This is a genomic window from Streptomyces sp. NPDC001194 (assembly GCF_042896985.1).
GTDB lineage: Bacteria > Actinomycetota > Actinomycetes > Streptomycetales > Streptomycetaceae > Streptomyces.
In genome coordinates this window covers 465,847-489,888 of the sequence record NZ_JBIAXU010000001.1, presented here as the reverse complement: position 1 = coordinate 489,888, position 24,042 = coordinate 465,847, and the positions used below count along the sequence as shown (strand labels likewise).

Here is a 24,042-nt window from a genome sequence, read left to right as displayed (position 1 = left end):
GCGTCCGCCGCCCCGGCGCCGTACGGGTCCGTACGGCGCCCCGCGCCCGGCGGCGGGTCAGTGGGGGAGGGTGGCCGGGGAGCCGCCGTTGGCTTCGTAGCCGGCCACCGCGAGGGCGCGGAACAGGGTGTACTGCGCCGCCGGGTCCGGGGAGACCGACCACGGGAGGGCGCCCACGCAGCCGTCGATGTGGCGGATCTGCTCCATCGCCTCGGCCCAGCGCTCCATCGGCACCAGGAACGACAGCAGCATGTGCCGTACGTGTGCCAGCATCGGGTCGTCCTGGCGTGCGGTGTGCACCGCGTACAGCGCGCCCTCGACGGCCCGGGTGACCACCGCGCCCCGCCAGTAGTTCGTCAGGACCACGTCCGGCACGTGCTCGTACACCGCGAACAGCGGCAGCGCGGCCAGCAGCGAGCCCTTGGGGGCGCGGGCCGCCGCCGCGTGCGCGAAGGCGTCCGCCTTCTCCCGCGAGCCGTGCCACTTCTCGCACCAGTAGTGCAGCGCCGCCAGGTGCGCGCCCATGTGGGCGGGCGCGACGTCGATGACCTTCGCCCAGAGCGCGTCGAACTCCGCCTCCGAGTACCCCAGCGCCCGCGCCACCGCCAGCTCCGTGATGTGCGGGACCGGGTCGCCCGGCGCCAGCAGCGCCGCCTTGCGGCAGGCCTCCCGGGCCTCCTCCAGGATGATCCGGTGGTCCGTGGAGCCCACGCCGCCCGAATGCCGCCAGGCCTGCTGCACCAGCAGCTCCGCGTGCACCTGCGCGCCGCCCGCGTCCTTCTCCGCCTCCAGCCGCCACGCCTTCAGCCAGCGCGCGCCGACCCCCGGCTCCGCGACCAGCTCCAGCGCCGCGGCCCCGCCGAAGGCCTGGACCCGCTGCCAGCGCAGCTCGCCCTCCTTCGGGGTGCCGGCCAGCAGCTGCGAGGCCGCCTGCCACTGTCCGGTGCGCTGTACGGCGTCCAGGGCGTCCATCAGGTCCTCGTCGGGACCCGGCACCCGGATGTCCAGGTGCTCCTGGCGGGCGAAACCGTAGTTCTCGGGGTCGGCCGCGTCAGGGCTGCCCGGCGCGACCAGGCGCAGGCCGCTGCCACGCCTGCGCCGTATGTACGGGCTGAAGGCGGCCACGAGCAGGCCGAGCGCGATCAGGAACCACAGAATCTCCATGCCCCCCAGCGAACCAGACGCACCCGCGCGAAGGCCAATGCCCCACCCCGCCGTCCGGCCCGGCACCCCATAAGCTCTGCCCATGAGCGACGACAGCCACGAGCACCAGAGCTTCGAGACCCGCGCGATCCACGCGGGCAACACGGCGGACCCGCAGACCGGCGCGGTCGTGCCCCCGATCTACCAGGTGTCCACGTACAAGCAGGACGGCGTCGGCGGCCTGCGCGGCGGTTACGAGTACAGCCGCAGCGGCAACCCGACCCGGACCGCGCTGGAGGAGAACCTCGCGGCGCTGGAAGGCGGGGCCCGCGGCCTGGCCTTCGCGTCCGGGCTCGCCGCCGAGGACTGCCTCCTGCGCACGCTGCTCTCCCCGGGCGACCACGTGGTCATCCCGAACGACGCCTACGGCGGCACCTTCCGCCTCTTCGCGAAGGTCGTCTCCCGCTGGGGCGTGGAGTGGTCGGTGGCCGACACCTCCGACGCGGAGTCCGTACGGGCCGCCCTGACCCCGAAGACCAAGGTCATCTGGGTCGAGACCCCCTCCAACCCGCTGCTCGGCATCACCGACATCGCCGTCGTCGCCGACATCGCGCGGTCGGCCGGCGCCAAGCTGGTCGTGGACAACACCTTCGCCTCGCCCTACCTCCAGCAGCCCCTCGCGCTCGGCGCGGACGTGGTCGTGCACTCGCTGACCAAGTACATGGGCGGCCACTCCGACGTGGTCGGCGGCGCGCTGGTGGCCGCGGACGCGGCGCTGGGCGAGGAGCTGGCCTACCACCAGAACGCGATGGGCGCGGTGGCCGGCCCCTTCGACTCCTGGGTCGTGCTGCGCGGCATCAAGACCCTCGCGGTGCGCATGGACCGGCACGCGGAGAACGCCGAGAAGATCGTTGAGGTGCTGAGGCGCCACCCGAAGGTCACCAAGGTCCTCTACCCGGGCCTGCCCGAGCACCCGGGCCACGAGATCGCCGCCAAGCAGATGCGCAACTTCGGCGGCATGGTCTCCTTCCAGGTCGCCGGCGGCGAGGAGGAGGCCGTCGCGGTCTGCGGCCGCACCAAGGTCTTCACCCTGGCCGAGTCCCTCGGCGGCGTCGAGTCCCTCATCGAGCACCCGGGCCGCATGACCCACGCCTCGGTGGCCGGCTCGGCCCTGGAGGTCCCGGCGGACCTGATCCGCGTCTCGGTGGGCATCGAGAACGCCGACGACCTGATCGCGGACCTGACGCAGGCCCTCGGCTAGGACCCCCTCCGGCACCGGCACGACGAGAGCCGCCGGGCGGTGGCTACCAGCCCTCCAGGGGCGGGGAGACACCGCTCGGCGGCACCTCCCACGGGCGGGTCAGCGAGGCCCACACCGCGAAGGCCACCGCCGCCGCGGCGAGCAGCGCCCAGCCGGCCCGCCGCAGGGCCCGCCGGCGGCGCAGCAGCCGGTCCCCGCGGGCCGCGGCGCTCGCCGCCAGCCCGGCCGGGACCACCGGGCGGGGGCCTTCCAGCAGCCGCCTGACCTGGTCCTCCTTGCGGTCGGGGGGACTCACGCCGCCTCCTGGGAGCGCACCGCGGCCACCGCCCGGGTGCACAGCGCCCGCACCCGCTCGACCGGCAGCCCCAGCTGGGCGGCCGTGACCTCCTCGGCGACGCCCTCGTACACGCGCAGCACCAGCACGAGCCGCTCCAGCGGGCCGAGCGGCGCGAGCGGCCCCGTGCCTCCCTGGTGGCGCCAGCCGGTGCGGGCGAAGGCGGTGCACAGCTCCTGGCGGGTGTGGTCGTACGGGTCGTCGCGGCGCACCCGGCGCCACTGCGCGTACGTACGCGCCAGCGCGCCCGCGAGCAGCCGGCGGGCGGCGGCGGGCTCGGTCTCCGGCTCGGCGGTCAGCAGGACGGCGACGTGCAGGAGCCGCCCCGCCGCCCCCGCGACGAAGGCCTCGAACTCCGCGTAGGCGCGCGGCCCGTGGGCTTCCACAGGCCACATAGTGCGGGCAGCGGGACCACCCGGCCAAGAGGTCGGACGGACTCCGGATCGAGCCGGGGGAGCGTCCCCGGCCTCAGGAAGCGGGGCCGGCCTCCGAGGCGGCGCCCATCAGCTCCGACAGCGAGCCGTTGAAGCGGGTCAGCAGCCCCGTGAACGACTCGCGCTCCTCCTCGGACCAGCCCTCCGTCACCCGGGCCATCAGCTCGCGCCGCGAGGAGCGGACCTCCTCCAGGCGCGAGAGGCCGCGCGGGGAGAGCGCGAGGACCACGGCCCGCCCGTCCTCCGGGTGCGAGGTGCGCTTGACCAGGCCGCTGTCGACGAGCGGCGCGACCTGGCGGGTGACGGTGGAGGAGTCGATGCCCATGCCGCCGGCGAGCGCCTTGACGCCCATCGGGCCTTCCAGGTCGAGGCGGTTCAGCAGCAGGTACGCGGCGCGGTCCATCGAGTTGCGGGCCTGGCCGACCCCGCCCAGGCGGGTCTGCTCCGCGCGCCGGGCGAAGACGGCCACCTGGTGCTGGAGCGCGTCGAGGAGCCCGGCTTCGGCGGACGCATCGGCCGCCGTGGGCAGGTCGGAATTGGCCGGGTTGGAGGGCATGGCCGTGAGCTCTCTTCGCGTGGGTCCGACAAGGTTGGGGGACAGAGTACGCGGCCGTGGGGCGGCCCGTACGCCTCGTACGAGAACTGATACGGGCGGTACGAACCAAGGCGGCGGACCCGTCCCGGATGGCGTGATTTCGCCCCCTGTGCGCCCCGGATCCCCGCCCCGCGGCAGCCGTCCGCCCGGGCACGCGTCCGGTCCGCGGGACCCTGATCGGCCGCCCGGAGCCGTGACCCGCGGGGGCTGCGAGACTGGCGGCATGAACTACCGCGTGCCCGTGCCCGTTCCGCAGGTCATCCTCGACGACGTCCGCGGGGCCCAGAAGATGCTCTCCGGCGTCGCCCGCGTCACGCCGATGGAGAACAGCCGGCACCTGACCGCCCTGACCGGCTCCCCGGTCCACTTCAAGTGCGAGAACCTCCAGCGGACCGGCTCCTTCAAGCTGCGCGGCGCGTACGTGCGCATCGCCGGCCTGCGCCCCGAGCAGCGGGCCGCCGGCGTGGTCGCGGCCAGTGCCGGCAACCACGCGCAGGGCGTGGCCCTGGCCTCCTCCCTCCTCGGCGTGCGCTCGACGGTGTTCATGCCGGTCGGGGCGCCGCTGCCGAAGGTGGCGGCGACGCAGGAGTACGGGGCCGAGGTGCGGATGCACGGGCAGGTCGTCGACGAGACCCTGGCGGCGGCCCAGGAGTACGCGGACCGCACCGGCGCGGTGTTCATCCACCCGTTCGACCACCGCGACGTCATCGCGGGCCAGGGCACGGTCGGCCTGGAGATCCTGGAGCAGTGCCCGGAGGTGCGCACGATCCTCGTCGGCGTCGGAGGCGGCGGCCTCGCGGCGGGCATCGCGGTCGCCGTGAAGGCGCTGCGGCCGGACGTGAAGGTGATCGGCGTGCAGGCGGAGGGCGCGGCCGCCTACCCGCCCTCGCTGCGGGTCGGGCACCCGGTCTCGGTCGACAACCCGGTCACCATGGCCGACGGCATCAAGGTCGGCCGCCCCGGCGACATCCCCTTCCACATCATCGGGGACCTCCTCGACGGCGTCCGCACGGTCTCCGAGGACGCCCTCTCCAGCGCCCTGCTGCTCTGCCTGGAGCGGGCCAAGCTCGTCGTCGAACCGGCGGGGTGCAGCCCCGTGGCCGCCCTGCTGAGCCGGCCCGAGCTGTACGCGGGCGGCGGCCCGGTGGTGGCCGTCCTGTCCGGCGGCAACATCGACCCGCTGCTGCTCCAGCGGATCCTGCGGCACGGCATGGCGGCGGCGGGCCGGTACCTGTCGCTGCGGCTGCGCGTGGCGGACCGGCCGGGGGCGCTGGCCGGACTCCTGGCGGTGCTGTCGGGGGTGGACGCGAACGTGCTGGACGTGAGCCACGTACGGACCGATCCGCGGCTGGGGCTGACGGAGGTGGAGGTGGAGCTGCACCTGGAGACCAAGGGCCAGGAGCACTGCGCCGAGGTCGCGCGCTCGCTGCACGCCGCCGGATACACGGTGATGAGTTAGGTCTTGTCCCCTTCGGCGGTGACACAGGGGTGCGGAATCCGGCCGTTTGTGTGAGACTCCCGGCCACGTTCACATGGGGTGGGAGTCTCTCGGTGCACATTCGCGTCAGACCGCAAACGGCGGCCGTCATCGCTCTGGCCGCGTCCGCGGCCCTCGCCCTCGCGGGCTGCTCGTCCTCCGACGGATCCGGTGCGGCGGGGGCGCCGAAGCCGGCGGGCGCCGCGTCCCAGTCGGCCAAACCGTCCCCGAAGGCCACCGGAGCGCCGCTCGGCCGGGACGCCGTGGACGACGAGGTCAAGTCCTCGCTGCGCGCCGCGGGTCTGGACCCCGAGAAGGGGAAGGGCTCGGGCGACGCGAACGCGACGAAGAACGCGAGCGTGGTCGACTGGACCGCGGTCACGACCACGCAGCAGGCCGAGTGGGCCCTGCCGCGGCTGGGCGAGCAGCTCAAGCACCTCGGCTGGCGGGAGACGGCGCCGCAGAGCTACGAGAAGACGGACTGGGTGCTGCTGATCGGCAGCACGAAGCAGTCGAGCACGGTGAACCTGAAGTCGACCGAGAGCCTGCTCACCGTCAACGTGACCTACCTCGGCGCGGGCTGACGCACCGCCCGGCGGCCCGCACGCCGGGCACGTCCCCGCACGCCGGGCACGTCCCGGCACGTCCCCGCACGTTCGGTCCGGCGGCTCCCGGCCTGCATCCGCCGGCCGGGCGTCGCTTGACCCGCGCCCCTAAGATTTGCCTAGGAAAGTACCGGTTTACTGGCCCGATGATCACAGGGGGAATCCCTATGCCAGGCGCCATCTACGCCGAAGGCCTGGTCAAGACCTTCGGCGAGGTACGGGCACTGGACGGCGTGGACCTCGACGTCCCCGAAGGCACCGTGCTGGGGCTGCTCGGCCCCAACGGCGCCGGCAAGACCACGGCCGTGCGCGTCCTGACCACCCTCCTGCGGCCCGACAGCGGCAGGGCCGTCGTCGCCGGCATCGACGTCCTCAAGCACCCCGACGAAGTCCGCCGCGCCATCGGCCTCTCCGGCCAGTTCGCGGCCGTCGACGAGTACCTGACCGGCCGCGAGAACCTCCACATGGTCGGCCGGCTCTACCAGATGACGGGCAAGGCGGCGAAGGCCCGGACCGCCGAACTGCTGGAGCGGTTCAACCTCGCCGACGCCGCCGACCGCACCGCGAAGACGTACTCCGGCGGCATGCGCCGACGCCTGGACCTCGCGGCCGCACTCGTCGTCCGCCCGCCCGTGATGTTCATGGACGAGCCGACCACCGGCCTCGACCCGCGCAACCGCCAGCAGCTCTGGGAGGTCATCCAGGAGCTCGTGGCCGGCGGCACCACCCTGCTGCTCACCACCCAGTACCTGGAGGAGGCCGACCACCTCGCGCACGACATCTGCGTGGTCGACCAGGGCAAGGTCATCGCCCGCGGCACCTCGGACCAGCTCAAGGCCCGGACCGGCGGCGAGCGCGTCGAGGTCGTCGTCCACGAGCGCGACCACATCGACGACGCCCGCGCCGTCCTCGCCGGCTTCGGCAAGGGCGAGACCACCGTCGAGCAGCACACCCGCAAGCTGACCGTCCCGGTCAGCGGCGGCGCCAAGCTGCTCGCCGAGGTCATCCGCGAGCTGGACTCCCGCGGCATCGAGATCGACGACATCGCCCTGCGCCGGCCGACCCTCGACGACGTGTTCATCTCGCTCACCGGCCACGCGGCCGCCCTGAACGACGAGGAGGCGCAGAAGTGACCACCCCCTCCGCGGCCCCGGAGCTCGCGGCACCCCGCCCCCGCGGCGGCATCGCCCAGGGCGTCAACGACTCCCTGGTCATCGCCAAGCGGAACCTGATCCGGATGTCCCGGATCCCCGAAGTGATCATTTTCGGGCTCATCCAGCCGGTCATGTTCGTCGTGCTCTTCAGCTACGTCTTCGGCGGCTCGATCAGCGTGGACGGCAACACCTCGCCCGCCGCCTACCGCGAGTTCCTGATGGCCGGCATCTTCGCCCAGACCGTCACCTTCGCCACGGCCGGCGCGGGCGCGGGCATCGCGGACGACATGCACAAGGGCCTGATCGACCGCTTCCGCTCGCTGCCCATGGCCCGCGGCGCGGTCCTGACCGGCCGTACCCTGGCCGACCTCGTCCAGACCACGCTCACCCTGGTCGTCCTGGCCGTCGTCGCCCTGCTCGTCGGCTGGCGCACCCACACGAGCGCCGGCGAAGTGCTGGCGGGCTTCGCCCTGCTGCTCCTGCTGGGGTACGCGTTCTCCTGGATCGGCGCGCTGATCGGCCTGTCGGTGCGCACCCCGGAGGCGGCCACCTCGGGCGGGCTGATCTGGCTCTTCCCGCTGACGTTCATCTCGAACGCCTTCGTCCCCTCCGAGAACATGCCGCCGTTCCTGCGGACCATCGCGGAGTGGAACCCGTTCAGCGCCACCGTCCAGGCGGCCCGGCAGCTGTTCGGCAACTTCCCGCCCGGGTACGAGGCCCCCGCGGCGTGGCCGATGCAGAACCCGGTGCTCGCCTCGGTCCTGTGGTCGGTGCTGATCATCGTGGTGTTCCGGACCCTGTCGGTCCGCAAGTACCGCTCCGCGACGGCCTAGGAGCGAGGGCGCGTACGGCAGGCCCGTACATGCGTTCGCGTGCGTACGTGCGCCCGCGCGCGGCAACGGGAAAGCCCCCGCCGGACCCGGTCCGGCGGGGGCTGTCCCGTACGCGTGGGGTGATCAGCCGGTGAAGGGCTTGACGTCCAGGATCTTGACGGTGGCCTTCTTGCCGTTCGGCAGCTCGTACTCGGCGTTCTCGCCGACCTTCTTGCCCATCACGCCGGTGCCCAGCGGGGACTGCGGGGAGTAGGTCTCGAAGTCCGAGGACGCGTACTCGCGCGAGGCGAGCAGGAAGGACATGGTGTCGTCCTCGTCGCCGTCGAAGGCGATCTTGACGACCGTGCCGGGCGCGACCTCGCCGTCGGAGGCGGGTGCGGTGCCGACCTTGGCGTTCTCCAGGAGCTGCGTCAGCTGGCGGACGCGGAGCTCCTGCTTGCCCTGCTCCTCCTTGGCCGCGTGGTAACCGCCGTTCTCACGCAGGTCGCCCTCCTCGCGGGCGGCTGCGATCTTGGTGGCGATCTCCGTGCGTGCGGGACCAGAGAGGTAGTCCAGCTCGGCCTTCAGCTGGTCGTACGCCGCCTGGGTCAGCCAGGTGACGCTCTCGCTCGTCTGGGTCACGGGTGCTCCTCGTCGGTACAGGGGACTACTTGTCCGCCAGCGGCGGGCGAAACCACGAGCCTAACAATTCGGGAAGAAAAGGGGGAGGACACCATGTGTATGAAGTGTGTCATCGGGCCCGTGAGCTGGAAAGAGCTCAGCCCGCCGTCGGCGTGGTGCCCTTGCCCGCGGCCTGGCAGCCCACGAGCTCGATCATCGTGGCCCGGCCGGTGGTCTTCAGCGAGAGCATTTCGTCCACGCGCGTGTCCTTCTGCGCGAAGGTGAAGTCCGCGCGGCCCACCTCGGCGTGCTCCTCGTTCTGGGAGCTCAGGGTGCAGACCCCGGTGACCCCGGCGTCCTTGCGCACCTCCAGCTGCACCTTCACCTCGGAGTCCGAGACCACCTGGAACTTGATCACCTGGGCGCTGACGCTCTGGCCCGCGACGTAGTCCCAGCCGATCCAGCCGACCACGCCCAGCAGCCCGACGCCCAGCACGGAACCGACGATCTTGAGCTTGCGGTCCGCCCGCTCATCCGCCGACCGGCCGTAGCGGCCCTCGGGCAGCCCCTCGCGCACCGCGCTCATTGATCGTTCCTTTCGGGAGGGCAGGACCGGCGGATTCCCGGGGGCAGCCCCGGAATTTTTCCACCCCCCGATTCGGTCACTATAGGAGGCGAACGCCCTGACGACTCAAAGAGGATCCTGTCTTGACCGAGCAGCTTCGACTGATGGCCGTCCATGCCCACCCCGACGACGAGTCGAGCAAGGGCGCGGCCACCATGGCCAAGTACGTGTCCGAGGGGGTTCCCGTGCTGGTGGTGACCTGCACGGGGGGTGAGCGCGGCTCGATCCTCAACCCCAAGCTCCAGGGTGACAAGTACATCGAGGAGAACATCCACGAGGTCCGCGCCAAGGAGATGGACGAGGCGCGCCAGATCCTCGGCATCGAGCAGGAATGGCTGGGCTACGTCGACTCCGGCCTGCCGGAGGGCGACCCGCTGCCCCCGCTGCCCGAGGGCTGCTTCGCCCTGGAGGACGTGGACGAGGCGGCCGGCCGCCTGGTGAAGAAGATCCGCGCCTTCCGGCCGCAGGTCGTCACCACGTACGACGAGAACGGCGGCTACCCGCACCCCGACCACATCATGACCCACAAGATCTCGATGGTGGCCTTCGAGGGCGCCGCGGACACCGAGAAGTACCCGGAGGCCGAGTTCGGCCCGGCGTACCAGCCGCGCAAGCTCTACTACAACCAGGGCTTCAACAAGCCGCGCACCCTGGCCCTGCACGAGGCGCTGCTCTCGCGCGGCATGGAGTCCCCCTACGGGGAGTGGCTGGAGCGCTGGAAGGAGTTCGAGCGCGCCGAGCGGACGCTGACCACGCACGTGCCGTGCGCCGAGTTCTTCGAGATCCGTGACAAGGCGCTCATCGCGCACGCCACGCAGATCGATCCGGACGGCGGCTGGTTCCGCGTGCCGATGGAGATCCAGAAGGAGGTCTGGCCCACGGAGGAGTACGAGCTCGCGAAGTCGCTCGTCGACACTTCCCTCCCCGAGTCCGACCTCTTCGAGGGCATCCGGGAGAATGCGTAGCTATGAGCGCTACGCACGCAGCACTGACCGAGCTCCTTCCGCTCGCGGGTGACACCTTCGACAAGAACAAGGTGACCCCCGGAGTCCTGGGCTTCATCGTGTTCGCGGCCCTCGCCCTGGCGGTGTGGGGCCTGATGAAGTCGATGAGCCGGCACATGGGCCGGGTCGACTTCAAGGAGGCCCCGGAAGCGGGAGCCGCGGCCGCCGCCCCGGCGGCGGAGAAGGCCCCGTAAGGAGCCGCTCCAGCGGCGGACCGGCTCCTCGCGCCCGGGCTGCGGGCGCTGCCCCGCCGCCCGCCCGTGCCACGGGCGGGGCGGCGAAAGCACGCTGCCCGCGGCTCGCCCCGCCCCCTCCCGCGGCTCGCCCCCGCCCCTCGGGGCGATCGGCGGCGGCGGGCGGGTCCGTACCGCCGCCTGCCGCCCGTGGCCCGCGCAGCCGTACGGCCGGCCCAGCCGTCAGTGTGCCGGCGGGGCGGGCGGCATCGGGACGCCCATGATCTCCCGCGAGTGCAGGTTCGGGACCAGCCCGAGCCGCCACGCCTGCCAGCCCTCCGCCGGGTCCACCCCGCGCCCCAGCACCACCGCGTAGGCGTCCAGGCCGTCCTCCAGCCGCCCGTCCCGCATCGCGTGCGGCGCCGCGGCCAGCCGGGCCAGATCCGCCCGGGCCTCGTCCACGCCCGCGCCCGGGAGCGCGTACGGCAGCAGCGTGCAGCGCAGGAAGCGGGCCCAGTCCTCCCCGCGCCGGTCCCCGTACGAGATGAACAGCCGGGCCGCCTCCTCGCACAGGCCCAGCGCCTGCGCCACCCGGCCGTTGCCCGCGTCGATCACCGCGAGCTCCAGGCAGGTCCACGCCTCCCCGTGCGCCAGCCCGATCCGCCGGAAGTCCGCCCGCGCGTCCACCAGCAACTGCCGGGCGAAGCCGGAATTGCGCAGGTTCCCCGTCTGCGCCGCCCGCTGGTCGCGGGTGACCCGGCCCGAGTGGTGCCGGGCGTGCGCCAGCCCGTACACGTCCCGCATGCGCGAGAACATCGTGCGGGCCCGCTCCAGCTCCCGCACCGCCTGATCGCGCTCGCCGCCCTCCTCCAGCGCCTGCCCGAGGTAGTACAGCGACCAGGCCTCGCCGCGCGCGTCCTCCTGCTCCCGGTGCTCGGCCAGCGCCTCGCGCAGCCGCTCCACCGCCGGGCCCGGGTCCCCGTCGACGACCCGGGCCCGGCCCAGCTGGGTCAGCGCCCAGGCCTGGCCGCGCTCGTCGCGCGTACGCCCGTACAGGTCGAGGGCCAGCTTGAGCTCCGCCTCCGCCCCCGGGACGTCGCCGAGCCGCAGGAACACCTGCCCCAGCTGGAAGTGTGCCCACGCCTCGCCGTGCACGCTCTCGCTCTCCCGGTGCAGGGCCAGCGACCGCTCCAGCAGCTGCACCGCCTCCGCCAGGTGCGCCCGGTCCCGCTCCACCGCCGCCAGCGCGTGCAGGGCCCACGCGCGGTCGCCCGCCAGCTCCTCCGGCTCCTGGAGCACCAGCGCCTCGCGGATGCGGGCCGCGGCCTCCGGGAGCTGGCCCTGGTGGTGCAGGGTGATGCCGAGCGAGATCAGGGCCATGCCCGCGCCGGCGTCCTGGTGGGCCTCCCGGTACTGGTCGACCACCGAGGTCAGCGTGGTGCGGGCCTTGTCCAGCTCGCCGAGCTGGCGGGCGGCGATGCCGGTGCGCCACTGCACGGAGCGGACCAGGCGGCCCTGGCCGGGCTCGCCCCGGCGCGCGGCCTCCACCGCCAGCGTGAGCTCGTTGATCTCGCCGAGCCGGTACAGGTCCCCGCGCAGCAGGCAGAAGTCGCAGAGCGCGCCGAGCAGGTCCAGCACGGCCTGCTGGTCCACGTCCTCCGAGTGCCGCAGGGTGGCCGTGATGAAGCTCGACTCCTCGTCCAGCCAGCGCAGCGCCGCGTCGAGCGAGGCGAAGCCGTGCCCCCCGACCGTGCTCGTCTTCGACGGCGCGTTCGCGCGCGTCGACATCTTCCCGTCGACCATCCGGATCACCGAGTCGGCGAGCTGCGCGTAGTTGCGGATCAGCCGGCCGTGCGCCGCCGAGGACTCGGCCCGGTCCTCGTCCTGCGCGAGCCGGGCCGCCGCGTACGAGCGCACCGCGTCGTGCATCCGGTACCGCTCGCCGCGTACGTGGTCCAGCAGGCCCGCCCGCGCCAGGTCGCGCAGCAGCGGTCCCGCCGAGGCCCGGTCCGCGTCGATCAGCGCCGCCGCGGCCGAGGGCCCGAGCGAGGCCCGCCCGGCGAGCGTGAGCCGCCGCAGCAGCCGGCGCCGCTCCTCGGGCAGGCGGCCGTAGGCCAGTGCGAGGGCGCCGTCCAGCGCGTCGGGGCCGCCCGGGGCCTGCGCCCCGGCCGCGCCGAGCGGGGCCAGGGGCGCCAGTACGCGCAGGGCCAGCGGGAGCCCGGAGCCGAGGGCGAGCAGCCCCCGCAGCGCCTCCTCGCCGCCCTCTGCGCCCTTCCCGTCCTGCCCGTCCTTCTCGTACGGGGCCGGTCCGGCCGCCCCGGCCCCGGCGCGCACCAGCTCCGCGCTCTCGGCCTCCGCCAGCCGCTCCACCGGGAGCTGGTGGACCCAGGCCGGCAGGCCGGGCAGCTCCAGCGGCTCCCGGGCCGTGACCAGCACCAGGCTCTCCGACCGCTCCGGCACCAGCATCCGTACCTGCTCCGCGTCCACCGCGTCGTCCAGCAGCACCGTGACCGGCAGCCCCTGGAGGTGCTGGTGGTACAGCTCGCCCAGGCGCCGTACCTGCTGCTCCGCCGAGGACCCCTCGCGGAACAGCAGCTGCTCGCGCGGGGCGCCGAGCCGGTTCAGCAGGTGCAGCAGCGCCTCCCGGATCGGCAGCGGTGCCTCCCCGCTGAGCGAGCCGCCCCGCAGGTCCACCACGCAGGCCCCGCGGAACTGGTCGCGCAGGGCGTCCGCCGCCCGCAGCGCCAGCGCCGTGCGCCCCACGCCCGGCTCGCCGTGCAGGACGACGACCACCGGGCGGGTCTCCGTACTGGCCCGGGCCGCCTGCACCCACTGCGCGATCCGGGTCAGCTCCGCCCGCCGGCCCGCGAACGAGGCAGCTGCCTGGGGGAGTTGGCCGAAGGAGTGCTCCAGCACGCTGCGCCGCCGGGCCTCCGCGCTGCGGTCGGTCCCGCGCAGCCGGGGAGCCGTGGTCCGGGAGGCCTGCCGGGGCGCCCGCGCCGCGGCGGCCACCGCGCGCTGCTGCTCCAGGAACGGGCGTATCCCGCGCACCTCCAGGGCCGTGAGCCACTGCAGTCGCAGCTGCTCCGGCCCGCCGGGCCGCCCGCGGACCCCGGCCCGGCGGTTCGCGGCGGGCAGGTGCAGGGCCGTCACCTTGGCGACCGTGGCCACCGCCCCGGCGATGCCGGTGACGGCCCCGGCGGCCAGCGCCGTGCCCGCCCCCACGCCGAGCGACAGGTCGGCCCCGACGGCCGCGGCCGCCGCAACCGCCGTCACGAGCAGCGCCGTCGAGGTGTTGCCGCGCCGGAAGGCCTCGCCGAGGGACTCGTCCCCGGCCGCCGCCTCGTCCAGGGCCCGTACGTACGCCTCGTACTCCTCGGCGGCGCTCGCCGCGAGCGCGTCCAGCGCCTCCAGGCCGCGCGCCGCCAGCGCCGCCTTGTCGACCGGCGCGCCGCCCCCGGCCCCCCGCCGGGCCTCCTCGTCGACGGCCCGCTCCAACAGTCGCTCGGCCTCGCCGCGATGGCTGTCCCGCATCGGCATCCCCCTCAAGAGAGCTCCGGCAACGTGGCCCCAAGTGTCCGCCGGGACTGCCGCGAGCGCGAGGGAATCTGAGCTAGATCAGAGGGAGTTGCCCCAACTCCCCCCGCTCACGCGCATATATGTACGTTCCGCCGCGCGCACGCGACCCCCGGTCGACGCGGCGTGGCCGGACCGGCGGGCCGGGCCGCGGCCGACGGGGGGTGGCACGCCGTCCTCCGCTCCCCGCGGCGTCCCGCCCGGTGCGCGAGGATGGGGCCATGCCGAACCGCCTCGCTCATGAGACCTCGCCGTACCTGCTGCAGCATGCGGACAATCCCGTCGACTGGTGGCCCTGGTCGCCGGAGGCGTTCGCGGAGGCGCGGGAGCGGGGTGTGCCCGTCGTGCTCAGCGTCGGATACAGCAGCTGCCACTGGTGCCACGTCATGGCGCACGAGTCCTTCGAGGACGAGCTGGCCGCCGCCTACATGAACGAGCACTTCGTCAACATCAAGGTGGACCGCGAGGAGCGGCCCGACGTCGACGCCGTCTACATGGAGGCCGTGCAGGCCGCCACCGGGCAGGGCGGCTGGCCCATGACCGTCTTCCTCACCCCCGACGCCGAGCCCTTCTACTTCGGGACCTACTTCCCGCCCGAGCCCCGGCACGGGATGCCCTCCTTCATGGAGGTCCTCGAAGGCGTGCGGACCGCGTGGGTGGAGCGGCACGAGGAAGTCGCCGAGGTAGCCGAGCGGATCGTACGGGACCTGGCCGGACGGCAGTTGGAGTACGGCAAGGCCGGCACGCCCGGCCCCGAGGAGCTCGCGCAGGCGCTGCTCGGGCTGACGCGGGACTACGACCCCGTCCGCGGCGGCTTCGGCGGGGCGCCGAAGTTCCCGCCGTCCATGGTGCTGGAGTTCCTGCTGCGCCACCACGCGCGCACCGGGGGCGAGGGGGCCCTGCAGATGGCCGCCGACACCTGCGAGGCGATGGCCCGCGGCGGGATCTACGACCAGCTCGGGGGCGGGTTCGCCCGGTACTCCGTGGACCGGGAGTGGGTCGTGCCCCACTTCGAGAAGATGCTGTACGACAACGCCCTGCTGTGCCGGGTGTACGCGCACCTGTGGCGGGCGACGGGTTCCGACCTCGCACGGCGCGTCGCCCTGGAGACCGCCGACTTCATGGTGCGCGAGCTGCGCACCACCGAGGGCGGCTTCGCCTCCGCCCTCGACGCCGACAGCGAGGACCCGCAGACCGGCCGGCACGTCGAGGGGGCGTACTACGCCTGGACCCCCGCCCAGCTGGCCGAGGTGCTCGGCGCGGACGACGCGGCCCTGGCCGCCGCCTACTTCGGGGTGACGGACGAGGGCACCTTCGAGCACGGCAAGTCCGTACTCCAGCTGCCGCAGGACGGGCCCGTCGTGGACGCCGGGACCATCGCCGGCATCCGGCAGCGGCTGCTGGCGGCGCGCGCGGAGCGGCCCGCCCCCGGCCGCGACGACAAGATCGTCGCGGCCTGGAACGGCCTGGCCATCGCCGCGCTGGCCGAGTGCGGGGCGTACTTCGACCGGCCGGACCTGGTCGAGCGGGCGACCGAGGCCGCGGACCTCCTCGTCCGGGTCCACTTCGACGCGGGCGCCGGGCGGGCGCGGCTGGCCCGGACCAGCAAGGACGGGCGCGTCGGCGCCAACGCCGGCGTCCTGGAGGACTACGGAGACGTCGCCGAGGGCTTCCTCGCGCTGGCGGCCGTGACCGGCGAGGGCGTCTGGCTGGAGTTCGCCGGATTCCTCGTCGACCTGGTCCTGGACCGGTTCACCGCCGAGGACGGCTCCCTCTACGACACCGCGCACGACGCCGAGAGGCTCATCCGCCGCCCCCAGGACCCGACCGACACCGCGGCCCCCTCCGGCTGGACGGCCGCGGCCGGCGCGCTGCTCTCGTACGCCGCCCACACCGGCTCCGAGGCGCACCGTACGGCCGCCGAGCGCGCCCTCGGGGTCGTGCACGCGCTGGGTCCGCGGGTCCCGCGCTTCATCGGGCACGGGCTCGCCGTCGCCGAGGCGCTGCTCGACGGCCCGCGCGAGGTTGCCGTGGTGGGGCATCCGGAGGACCCGGCGCTGGCCCGGCTGCACCGGGCGGCGTTGCTGGGGACGGCTCCCGGGGCCGTCGTGGCGGCCGGGCTGCCGCGGGCGGCCGACGGCAGCGGGGGAGAGTTCCCCCTCCTGGCCGAGCGCACGCTCGTGCACGACCTTCCGACGGCGTATGTGTGTCGACATTTCGTCTGCGCGCGGCCTACGACAGACCCGGTCGTGCTCGCCGATCAGTTGGGCGCGGTTCATCCCTGAATCCGCCGGAGTGCCGTCAATTCCGGTTGCTCGTCCCGCATTTCGGAAACCTGGTTTTTATCCCCGCGGCTCCTGAGTTTCATTTCCGCTGCCTACTCTCATGTCTGCGGCCGTCGCTGGGGAGCCGCCGAGCGGGCACACCGGGGGGTGTGCCCGAGGGGGAAGCAGGGGGAGCGGGGGAGCCGGGGGGAGCAGGGGCGCGGGCGGGCCGGGGGGCCCGCCGTGAGCCCCTGGGGGGATTGCCGATTGCCGCCGGGTGTCGCGGCACGTCTGTGGGGGACGTTTTGTATACATCTGTAACGATATCCGTGATTTCGTTTGCGCTGTTCTGGATGGCCGCCTTCACGCTGTGGTGGCAGATGCACGCGTGGCGCACGCCCGAGACGCTCGCCTCGACGCGTTTCGACCGCCCCGACGGCGAGGGCCGGCTGGCCTTCTCGCTGCTGCTGCCGGCCCGGCACGAGCAGGCGGTCCTGCGCCACACGATCGAGCGGCTGCTCGAATCGAGCCACGGCGACTACGAGATCATCGTCATCGTCGGCCACGACGACCCGGAGACCTCCGCCGTCGCCGAGGCCGCCGCCGCTCGGGCGCCCGAGCGCGTACGGGTCGTCGTCGACCACCACGAGGCCAAGAACAAGCCGAAGGCCCTCAACACCGCCCTCCCGCACTGCCGGGGCGACATCGTCGGGGTCTTCGACGCCGAGGACCAGGTCCACCCCGAGCTGCTCGCCCACGTCGACCACGCCTTCCGCTCCACCGCGGCCGACGTGGTCCAGGGCGGGGTCCAGCTCATCAACTTCCACTCCTCCTGGTACAGCCTGCGCAACTGCCTGGAGTACTTCTTCTGGTTCCGTTCCCGGCTGCACCTGCACGCCGAGAAGGGGTTCATCCCCCTCGGCGGAAACACCGTCTTCGTGCGCACGGAGGTGCTCCGGGAGGCCGGCGGCTGGGACCAGAACTGCCTGGCCGAGGACTGCGACCTGGGCGTGCGCCTCTCCTCGGTCGGCAAGAAGGTGGTCGTCGCGTACGACAGCGACATGGTCACCCGCGAGGAGACCCCCGGCTCGCTGATGAGCCTGCTCAAGCAGCGCACCCGCTGGAACCAGGGCTTCCTGCAGGTCTACCGGAAGAAGGACTGGCGGCAGCTGCCCGGCCGCGGCCAGCGCTGGCTGGCCCGCTACACGCTGATGACCCCGTTCATGCAGGCGGCCTCCGGGGTGGTCATCCCGCTCAACTTCGCCGTCGCCGTCCTGCTCGACGTGCCCGTCGGCATCGCGATCATCACCTTCCTCCCCATGATCACGGCGATGGTGACCTTCGTGTTCGAGATCGTCGGCCTGCACGACTTCGGCCGCCAGTACGGGCTGCGCGTCCGCTTCGTGCACTACCTCAAGCTCGTCGCCGGCGGCCCCTTCTACCAGGTGATGCTGGCCGGCGCGGCGATCCGGGCGGTCTGGCGCGAGCAGCGCGGCCGCAACGAGTGGGAGCTGACCGGCCACACCGGCGCCCACCTCGCTCCGATCAGCGCCACCGCCGGGGCAGGTGCCGCCGGCGCGTCCACCGCGATCCGAGAGGACGGTCACCGGTGACCGCCACCCTGCCCACGGCCACTGACCCCCGGTCCGGCGCCTCGGCGGCCACCGCCACCGCCACCGCACCTGTGATCCCGCAGCAGCGGACCCGTCCCGGCGGACTCGGGGTCCGGCCGCCCGCCCCGGCCCACCCCCTCGTCCGCTTCCGCTCCTCCCGCCCCGACCTGCTGCTCTGCGGGGCCGTCCTGCTCGCGATCGTCCTCGTCCAGGGCTGGAACATCACGCACTTCCCGACCCTGAGCGACGACGAGGGCACGTACCTCGCCCAGGCGTGGGCCGTGCAGCAGGGCGACGGGCTCGCGCACTACACGTACTGGTACGACCATCCGCCGCTCGGCTGGATACAGGTGGCCGCCCTGACCTACCTGCCCTCGCTCCTCGTGCCCGACTGGATGACCGTCGCGCCGATGCGCTTGTCGATGACCGGCGTCTGCGCCGCGAGCTCGGTGCTGATCTACGTACTCGCCCGCCGGCTCTGGCTGCCGCGCTGGGCCGCGGGCCTCGCGATGGCCCTCTTCGGACTCTCCCCGCTCTCCGTCGTGCTCCAGCGGGAGATCTTCCTCGACAACCTCGCCGTGATGTGGATGCTGCTGGCCTTCTGCCTGGCCGCGTCCCCCCGCCGCCACCTGTGGCACCACTTCGCATCGGGACTCGCGGCCGCCACCGCCGTCCTGACCAAGGAGACGATGCTGGTGGTGCTCCCGGCGCTGCTGGTGACCATGTGGCGCCACAGTCACCGCGACACCCGCAAGTTCGCCGTCACCGGCGCCGTCACCGCCTGCGCGCTGATCGGGCTCTCGTACCCCCTGTACGCGCTGCTCAACAGCGAGCTGCTGCCCGGCGCCGGACACGTCTCGCTGATCGACGGCATCACGTACCAGATGAGCCGCCCGGGCTCGGGCTTCATCCTCACCCCCGGCTCCGGTTCGAACGGCGTGCTGCGGTCCTGGCTGTACTACGACACCGTCCTGCCGCTCGGCGGGCTGGCCGGAGCGCTCCTGCTGCTCGCCACGCTCCGGTGGTCGGTCACCGCCCGCGCGCTCGCCGGCCCGGCGCTCGCCGCCGTGATCCTGGCGGCCGTCGCGATGCGGCCCTCCGGCTACCTGCCCGCGATGTACGTGATCCAGGCGCTGCCGTTCCTCGCGCTGGTCCTCGCCGGGGGCGCGGCCAGCGTCACGCACGCCGTGCTGCGCCGCCGCCGCACGCCGGGGGAGGGCGGGGCGCGCGCGATCGGGCGCCGGGTGCTGATCGGCGCACTCGCCGCGGCCGCCGCGGCGTACGTCCTGCCGCGCTGGTACGAGGGCGACCGCACCGCGCTCACGGCCGACGCGAACGCCCCGTACCGGGCGGCCGCCGCCTGGCTCGGCCGGGAGGTCCCCGACCCCGGGCACACCCGGGTCCTGGTCGACGACGCGCTCTGGCTGGACGCCGTCCACCACGGCTTCGAGCCCGGACTCGGCGCCATCTGGTTCTACAAGGCGGACCTCGACCCCGCCGTCACCAGGACCCTGCCGCGCGGCTGGCGCGACATCGACTACGTGGTCTCCTCGCCCACCGTCCGCCGGGACGCGGTGGACCTGCCCAACGTGAAGGCCGCGCTGGAACATTCGAGCGCGGTGGCCGTCTTCGGCTCCGGCGAGGACCGCATCGAGATCCGCAGGACCGACCGAGCCGACGGGAGCTGATCCGCCATGAGCGAGGACCTGTGGACCCCGCACGCCCCGAGTGATCCGGAAGTCTCCAATCCGGTCGTAGCGGGCGGCGGCGGGGAGGCGGCGGCGGGCAGCGTCACCCTCATCATCCCGACCTTCAACGAGGCCGGGAACATCGACGAGTTGCTGAGCCGGCTCGCCGACTCCCTCCCCGCCCGCCTGCCCTGTGCGGTGCTGTTCGTGGACGACTCCACGGACGACACCCCGGCCGTCATCGAGAAGGCCGCCCTCGACCTGCCCTTCCCGGTCTCCGTCCTGCACCGCGAAAGGGCGGTCGGAGGTCTCGGCGGCGCCGTGGTCGAAGGCCTGAAGCTGGCCGGCACGGACTGGATCGTCGTCATGGACGCCGACCTCCAGCACCCGCCCCACCTGGTGCCCGAGCTCGTCGGCGAGGGCGAGCGCACCGGAGCCGATCTCGTCGTCGCCTCCCGCTACATCCCCGGCGGAAGCCGGGCCGGACTCGCCGGCAGCCACCGCGTCGCCGTTTCACGCGGGGCGACCTGGCTCGCCAAGGGGCTCTTCCCGCGCGCCCTGCGCGGGATCAGCGACCCGATGAGCGGCTTCTTCGCCATGCGCCGCCCGTCGGCCACCGCGGAGGCCCTCCAACCGCTCGGCTACAAGGTCCTGCTGGAGCTGGCCGTGCGCTGCCGGCCCGCCAAGGTCGCCGAAGTGCCCTTCGTCTTCCAGGACCGGTACGCGGGCGAGTCCAAGTCCGGGGCCCGCGAGGGGCTGCGGTTCCTCGCCCACCTCGCCGCGCTGCGCTCCGCGACCCCGCTGGCCCGGATGATCGGCTTCGGGCTGATCGGGCTCTCCGGCTTCGTCCCGAACCTGTTCGCGCTGTGGCTGCTCACGCACGCCGGGGTGCACTACCTGCCGGCCGAGGTCGCCGCCAACCAGGCCGGGGTGGTCTGGAACTTCGTCCTCATCGAGACCCTGCTCTTCCGCGACCGGCGCCGGCACCGCCACTGGGCGGACCGGGTGGGCCGCTTCGCCCTGCTGGCCAACGCCGATCTCCTGCTGCGGATCCCGCTGATCGCCCTGTTCGTCGCCCGGTTCGCCATGGCGGCGCTGCCCGCCACGGCGCTGGCCCTGGTCACCACCTTCGTCCTGCGGTTCGCCGCCACCGAGGCCCTCGTCTACCTGCCGCGAAGGGCCCGTACCGCGCGTACGGGACGCACCACCGGGAGTTGAGCCGCACCGAGCCGCCGCACAGCACAGAAGGGAACCGTCCATGCCAGTGAACGTCCGGCGCAGGACCGGGCGGCGCGCCGCCCTGGCCGCCGTCGGGGCGATGACCGCGGGCCTGCTGCTCACCGCACCGCAGCAGGCCACGGCCGGACCGCCCAATCTGCTCACCAACTCCGGTTTCGAGACCGCCGGCGCACCCGGCGCGGACATGCCGTCCTGCTGGGAGAAGTCCGGCTGGGGGGACAACGACTTCACCTTCGCCACCGTCGCCGACGCGCACAGCGGCACCAAGGCCATGAAGGTCTCGCTCACCCGCCGTCTCAGCGGCGACCGCAAGGCGCTCGTCACCGAGAACACCACCTGTGCGCCCACGGTCGTGCCGGGCAGGCAGTACGACCTGTCCGCCTGGTACAAGTCGAACACCCCGGATGTGTCGGTGACCGTGTTCCGCCACGACACCACGGCGGGCTGGCAGTACTGGACCGACCTGCAGAACCCGCCGGTCAGTGCCGGCTGGGCGCGCACGGAGGTCCGTACGCCCGCCGTTCCGCCCGGCACCGACAAGATCACGTGGGGGCTCTCGGTCTACGGGGTGGGCACGCTCACCACCGACGACTACGCGCTGGAGGAGGTGGGCGCGGCCCCGCCGCAGCCGGGCTGCACGGGCACGCCCGACGAGTGCGCCAAGGGCAGGTGGGAGGTGATCCCGGCCAAGAACCCGGTGCGTTCGATGCACGCGGTCGTGTTGAAGAACGGCAAGGTGCTGCTGATCGCGGGCTCCGGCAACGACATCGCGCAGTTCAACGCGGGTACGTTCACCTCGGCCGTCTACGACCCGGCGAACGGGTCCTTCAAGACGATCCCGACGCCGGTGGACATGTTCTGCTCGGGGCACGTGCAGCTGTCGGACGGCCGCGTGCTCGTCATGAGCGGGAACAAGGGGTACCCGTCCGCCGACGGCAGGATCGGCTACCAGGGTCTGAAGGACTCCTACGTCTTCGACCCGGCGACCGAGGCGTACACGAAGACCAACGACCTGAACGGCGGGCACTGGTACCCGTCGGCGACGATCCTCGGCAACGGCGACGTGATCTCCTTCGGAGGCCTGAAGGAGGACTCCACGGGCAACGTCACGGCGGAGAGGTTCTCGGCGGCGCAGAACAAGTGGCTGCCGATGAACGAGGTCAACCAGACCTGGTCCTACTGGGGCCTGTACCCCTCGATGATCCTGATGCAGGACGGGCGGCTCTTCTACTCCGGCAGCCACACCTTCGGCAACGGCACGCAGGGCAGCGGCGCGTCGATCTACGACTACGGCGCGAACACGATCACGGACGTGCCCGGGCTCCGCAAGAAGGACGAGCGCGACGAGTCGGCCAGCGTGCTGCTCCCGCCCGCCCAGGACCAGCGGGTCCTGACGATCGGCGGCGGCAACAACGAGTCGAACCCGGCGGCGAACCGGCTCACCGAGCTGATCGACCTCAAGGCGGCGAGCCCCGCGTACACCGCCGGGCCCGACCTGCCGCAGGGCCTGGTCGACGTGGGCGGCGTCAGGCGGGCGCAGACCGGGGCCGAGGGCAAGATGTACGTGTCGGCCGTACTGCTGCCCGACGGCAAGGTGCTGGAGACCGGCGGCGGGCTGCACGACCGGGCCGACCCGGTGTACGAGGCCTCGTTCTTCGACCCGGTGACCAACACCTACAAGGCCGGACTGCCGGCGGACCCGATCCCGCGGACCTACCACTCGGGCGCCTTCCTGCTGCCCGACGGCCGGGTCATGACCGTCGGCGACAACCCCGGCAACGGCACGTACAACGACAACGTGTCGATCTACACCCCGCCGTACCTGTTCAAGGGAGCGCGCCCCAAGCTCACCTCGGTGATCGACACGCAGTGGGTGTACGGGGACACGCAGCGGATCACCGTCGACCGGCCGATCGCCAAGGCGGAGCTGATCCGTCCGGCGGCGGTCACGCACTCCTCGGACCCGAACCAGCGGTACGTCGACCTGCCGCTGTCGGTGGTCAACGCCACCACCGTCGACCTCAACGTCACCAGCAACCCGAACCTGGCCCCGCCCGGCTGGTACATGCTCTTCGGCGTCGACGCGGGCGGCATCCCCTCGGTGGCGACCTGGGTGCACCTGGGCGGCGCCTCGGCGCTCGCGGCCGCGGACGAAGCCCCGTCCCCGCACGTCCACGACTTCGCGCACGCGCCGCAGGCGGCCCCCGGACAGAACCCGGGGAAGCGGGACTCGGCGCCCGTCGCCCCGACCGTGGCCGGCTGCGACCGGCACTACGGCACGGCGAGCCAGTGCGTGCCGACGAAGTTCCCGGCGGAGGTGAAGGAGACGACGAAGGCCCGCTGCGACTGGCTGGCCTCCCACCAGTACCCGAAGCGCATGAAGGTCAACGGCAGCGACCCGCTGCGCCTGGACCCGGACGGCGACGGCTACGCCTGCACCTAGGGGGCGTCTGTCCGATCAGGCCGGATCGTGCCGGATCGTGCCGGATCGTGCCGGATCGGCCCGTGACGCAAGGAGCCCCGGCGCCGATCGGCGCCGGGGCTCCACCGGGGTCGCGGCCCGGCTCAGTGCTGGTACGCGGCGAGCGAGATGCCGACGTAGTGGGCCACGAAGGCGGCCAGGGTCAGCGAGTGGAAGACCTCGTGGAACCCGAAGAAGCGGGGGGAGGGGTTCGGGCGCTTGATCCCGTAGATCACGCCGCCCGCGCTGTAGAGCAGCCCGCCGACGATCACCAGGACCAGGACGGCGATGCCGCCGGTGCGCAGGAAGTCGGGCAGGAAGAAGACCGCGGCCCAGCCCATCGCTATGTAGCAGGGCGTGTACAGCCAGCGCGGGGCGCCGACCCAGAAGACCCGGAACGCTATGCCGGCCGCGGCCGCGATCCACACCGCCCACAGGAGCGTCCGTCCGGTGGAGGGCGGGAGCAGGAGCACCGTCAGCGGGGTATACGTCCCCGCGATGATCAGAAAAATATTGGCGTGGTCGAGACGCCGCAGGATGGCCTCGCCCCGCGGGCCCCAGGTGCCGCGGTGGTACACGGCGCTGACGCCGAACAGCAGGCAGGCCGTGAGGATGTACACCCCGCACGCCACCCGCGCCCGGGTCGACTCGGTGAAGGCCATCAGCACCAGGCCCGCGACGACCACGGCAGGGAACATCCCGGTGTGCAGCCAGCCGCGCATCAGCGGCTTGGCCTCCGGTGCGGCCGGAGCGGCGGCAGCGTCAGAAGTCATGGCCGCCATGCTACCTACGGGTCCGTAGGTTTCCGTTAGTGCGCTTTACGGAAGATTGACGGGAGTGGCGATGCTCACGTGAGAAGCCCCCTGGACATATGCGCACACGCACCGGATGATCAGATGAGTGCGGTCGGCACCGGATGAGCGGAGCGCGAAGCATCCGGGTCGCAGCCCCCACGGGGCAAAC

At 73.1% G+C, this 24,042-nt stretch carries 20 protein-coding genes; 12 read left to right on the top strand and 8 right to left on the bottom strand.

Annotated elements, in window-relative coordinates:
• Positions 1–57 precede the first annotated feature (57 nt).
• The gene (locus ACFY1T_RS02310) at positions 58–1,164 is read right to left on the bottom strand and encodes a hypothetical protein (protein ID WP_390786626.1); all 1,107 of its coding nucleotides are present in this window, start codon (positions 1,162–1,164) and stop codon (positions 58–60) included.
• Positions 1,165–1,246: 82 nt separating this feature from the next.
• Here ACFY1T_RS02310 and ACFY1T_RS02305 point away from each other — a divergent pair, with 82 nt between their 5' ends.
• Positions 1,247–2,404 carry a cystathionine gamma-synthase gene (locus ACFY1T_RS02305; RefSeq protein ID WP_390786625.1) on the top strand — a complete coding sequence of 386 codons (1,158 nt, stop codon included), beginning with the start codon at positions 1,247–1,249 and terminating at the stop codon, positions 2,402–2,404.
• A 43-nt stretch (positions 2,405–2,447) separates the two neighbouring features.
• Here the strand turns inward: ACFY1T_RS02305 and ACFY1T_RS02300 are convergent, their stop codons facing one another.
• The 3 genes from ACFY1T_RS02300 to ACFY1T_RS02290 all read right to left on the bottom strand — a co-directional run bounded on the left by ACFY1T_RS02300 (position 2,448) and on the right by ACFY1T_RS02290 (position 3,728).
• Complete coding sequence (locus ACFY1T_RS02300; RefSeq protein WP_030865459.1) at positions 2,448–2,699, bottom strand: hypothetical protein; 252 nt, start codon at positions 2,697–2,699, stop codon at positions 2,448–2,450.
• Positions 2,696–3,124: a sigma factor-like helix-turn-helix DNA-binding protein gene (locus tag ACFY1T_RS02295; protein ID WP_390786624.1), complete on the bottom strand. Its 429-nt coding sequence runs from the start codon at positions 3,122–3,124 to the stop codon at positions 2,696–2,698. The genes ACFY1T_RS02300 and ACFY1T_RS02295 overlap by 4 nt, the downstream gene beginning before the upstream one ends.
• Positions 3,125–3,206: 82 nt before the next feature.
• Positions 3,207–3,728: a MarR family winged helix-turn-helix transcriptional regulator gene (locus ACFY1T_RS02290; RefSeq protein WP_390786623.1), complete on the bottom strand. Its 522-nt coding sequence runs from the start codon at positions 3,726–3,728 to the stop codon at positions 3,207–3,209.
• A gap of 262 nt (positions 3,729–3,990) precedes the next feature.
• Here ACFY1T_RS02290 and ilvA point away from each other — a divergent pair, with 262 nt between their 5' ends.
• The 4 genes from ilvA (at position 3,991) to ACFY1T_RS02270 (ending at position 7,836) form a co-directional block, all read left to right on the top strand.
• Positions 3,991–5,226, top strand: coding sequence for a threonine ammonia-lyase (gene ilvA / locus ACFY1T_RS02285; RefSeq protein ID WP_390786622.1), 1,236 nt, complete (start codon positions 3,991–3,993; stop codon positions 5,224–5,226).
• Positions 5,227–5,318: 92 nt separating this feature from the next.
• The gene (locus tag ACFY1T_RS02280; RefSeq protein WP_390786621.1) at positions 5,319–5,828 is read left to right on the top strand and encodes a hypothetical protein; all 510 of its coding nucleotides are present in this window, start codon (positions 5,319–5,321) and stop codon (positions 5,826–5,828) included.
• Positions 5,829–6,016: 188 nt separating this feature from the next.
• On the top strand, positions 6,017–6,982 hold the full coding sequence (locus tag ACFY1T_RS02275; protein ID WP_390786620.1) for an ATP-binding cassette domain-containing protein: 966 nt from the start codon (positions 6,017–6,019) through the stop codon (positions 6,980–6,982).
• Positions 6,979–7,836 (top strand): ABC transporter permease, encoded by an 858-nt coding sequence (locus ACFY1T_RS02270; protein ID WP_390786619.1) that lies wholly within the window; start codon positions 6,979–6,981, stop codon positions 7,834–7,836. Before ACFY1T_RS02275 ends, ACFY1T_RS02270 begins: the two co-directional genes overlap by 4 nt.
• A gap of 123 nt (positions 7,837–7,959) precedes the next feature.
• Here ACFY1T_RS02270 and greA read toward each other — a convergent pair whose 3' ends face one another.
• Positions 7,960–8,457, bottom strand: a complete 498-nt coding sequence (gene greA / locus ACFY1T_RS02265) for a transcription elongation factor GreA (protein WP_030865473.1) — start codon at positions 8,455–8,457, stop codon at positions 7,960–7,962.
• Positions 8,458–8,593: 136 nt separating this feature from the next.
• Positions 8,594–9,022 carry a DUF4307 domain-containing protein gene (locus tag ACFY1T_RS02260; RefSeq protein ID WP_030865476.1) on the bottom strand — a complete coding sequence of 143 codons (429 nt, stop codon included), beginning with the start codon at positions 9,020–9,022 and terminating at the stop codon, positions 8,594–8,596.
• A gap of 122 nt (positions 9,023–9,144) precedes the next feature.
• Here ACFY1T_RS02260 and mca point away from each other — a divergent pair, with 122 nt between their 5' ends.
• Positions 9,145–10,026, top strand: coding sequence for a mycothiol conjugate amidase Mca (gene mca, locus ACFY1T_RS02255; RefSeq protein ID WP_030865479.1), 882 nt, complete (start codon positions 9,145–9,147; stop codon positions 10,024–10,026).
• Positions 10,027–10,028: 2 nt separating this feature from the next.
• Positions 10,029–10,259: a hypothetical protein gene (locus ACFY1T_RS02250; protein ID WP_390786618.1), complete on the top strand. Its 231-nt coding sequence runs from the start codon at positions 10,029–10,031 to the stop codon at positions 10,257–10,259.
• A 222-nt stretch (positions 10,260–10,481) separates the two neighbouring features.
• On the opposite strand, the gene ACFY1T_RS02245 is transcribed toward ACFY1T_RS02250, so the two are convergent.
• Positions 10,482–13,772: a tetratricopeptide repeat protein gene (locus ACFY1T_RS02245; RefSeq protein WP_390786617.1), complete on the bottom strand. Its 3,291-nt coding sequence runs from the start codon at positions 13,770–13,772 to the stop codon at positions 10,482–10,484.
• A 263-nt stretch (positions 13,773–14,035) separates the two neighbouring features.
• Here ACFY1T_RS02245 and ACFY1T_RS02240 point away from each other — a divergent pair, with 263 nt between their 5' ends.
• The 5 genes from ACFY1T_RS02240 (at position 14,036) to ACFY1T_RS02220 (ending at position 23,061) form a co-directional block, all read left to right on the top strand.
• The gene (locus ACFY1T_RS02240) at positions 14,036–16,099 is read left to right on the top strand and encodes a thioredoxin domain-containing protein (protein WP_390786616.1); all 2,064 of its coding nucleotides are present in this window, start codon (positions 14,036–14,038) and stop codon (positions 16,097–16,099) included.
• A gap of 332 nt (positions 16,100–16,431) precedes the next feature.
• Entirely contained in the window at positions 16,432–17,691 is a 1,260-nt protein-coding gene (locus ACFY1T_RS02235) for a glycosyltransferase (RefSeq protein WP_390786949.1), read from the top strand.
• A complete protein-coding gene (locus ACFY1T_RS02230; protein ID WP_390786615.1) occupies positions 17,688–19,379 on the top strand; it encodes an ArnT family glycosyltransferase in 1,692 nt (563 codons plus the stop codon). Before ACFY1T_RS02235 ends, ACFY1T_RS02230 begins: the two co-directional genes overlap by 4 nt.
• A gap of 6 nt (positions 19,380–19,385) precedes the next feature.
• Complete coding sequence (locus tag ACFY1T_RS02225) at positions 19,386–20,597, top strand: glycosyltransferase (RefSeq protein ID WP_390786614.1); 1,212 nt, start codon at positions 19,386–19,388, stop codon at positions 20,595–20,597.
• Positions 20,598–20,637: 40 nt separating this feature from the next.
• Positions 20,638–23,061 (top strand): galactose oxidase-like domain-containing protein, encoded by a 2,424-nt coding sequence (locus ACFY1T_RS02220; RefSeq protein ID WP_390786613.1) that lies wholly within the window; start codon positions 20,638–20,640, stop codon positions 23,059–23,061.
• A 122-nt stretch (positions 23,062–23,183) separates the two neighbouring features.
• On the opposite strand, the gene ACFY1T_RS02215 is transcribed toward ACFY1T_RS02220, so the two are convergent.
• Positions 23,184–23,861: a hemolysin III family protein gene (locus tag ACFY1T_RS02215; RefSeq protein ID WP_351770162.1), complete on the bottom strand. Its 678-nt coding sequence runs from the start codon at positions 23,859–23,861 to the stop codon at positions 23,184–23,186.
• Positions 23,862–24,042 lie beyond the last annotated feature (181 nt).

Coding starts and splice junctions, on each gene's coding strand:
- ACFY1T_RS02310 (WP_390786626.1), bottom strand. CDS start 1,164: ATGGAGATTCTGTGGTTCCTGATCGCGCTCGGCCTGCTCGTGGCCGCC.
- ACFY1T_RS02220 (WP_390786613.1), top strand. CDS start 20,638: ATGCCAGTGAACGTCCGGCGCAGGACCGGGCGGCGCGCCGCCCTGGCC.
- ACFY1T_RS02245 (WP_390786617.1), bottom strand. CDS start 13,772: ATGCGGGACAGCCATCGCGGCGAGGCCGAGCGACTGTTGGAGCGGGCC.
- ACFY1T_RS02215 (WP_351770162.1), bottom strand. CDS start 23,861: ATGGCGGCCATGACTTCTGACGCTGCCGCCGCTCCGGCCGCACCGGAG.
- ACFY1T_RS02240 (WP_390786616.1), top strand. CDS start 14,036: ATGCCGAACCGCCTCGCTCATGAGACCTCGCCGTACCTGCTGCAGCAT.
- ACFY1T_RS02305 (WP_390786625.1), top strand. CDS start 1,247: ATGAGCGACGACAGCCACGAGCACCAGAGCTTCGAGACCCGCGCGATC.
- ACFY1T_RS02290 (WP_390786623.1), bottom strand. CDS start 3,728: ATGCCCTCCAACCCGGCCAATTCCGACCTGCCCACGGCGGCCGATGCG.
- ACFY1T_RS02250 (WP_390786618.1), top strand. CDS start 10,029: ATGAGCGCTACGCACGCAGCACTGACCGAGCTCCTTCCGCTCGCGGGT.
- ACFY1T_RS02225 (WP_390786614.1), top strand. CDS start 19,386: ATGAGCGAGGACCTGTGGACCCCGCACGCCCCGAGTGATCCGGAAGTC.
- ACFY1T_RS02260 (WP_030865476.1), bottom strand. CDS start 9,022: ATGAGCGCGGTGCGCGAGGGGCTGCCCGAGGGCCGCTACGGCCGGTCG.
- ilvA (WP_390786622.1), top strand. CDS start 3,991: ATGAACTACCGCGTGCCCGTGCCCGTTCCGCAGGTCATCCTCGACGAC.
- ACFY1T_RS02235 (WP_390786949.1), top strand. CDS start 16,432: ATGGCCGCCTTCACGCTGTGGTGGCAGATGCACGCGTGGCGCACGCCC.
- ACFY1T_RS02275 (WP_390786620.1), top strand. CDS start 6,017: ATGCCAGGCGCCATCTACGCCGAAGGCCTGGTCAAGACCTTCGGCGAG.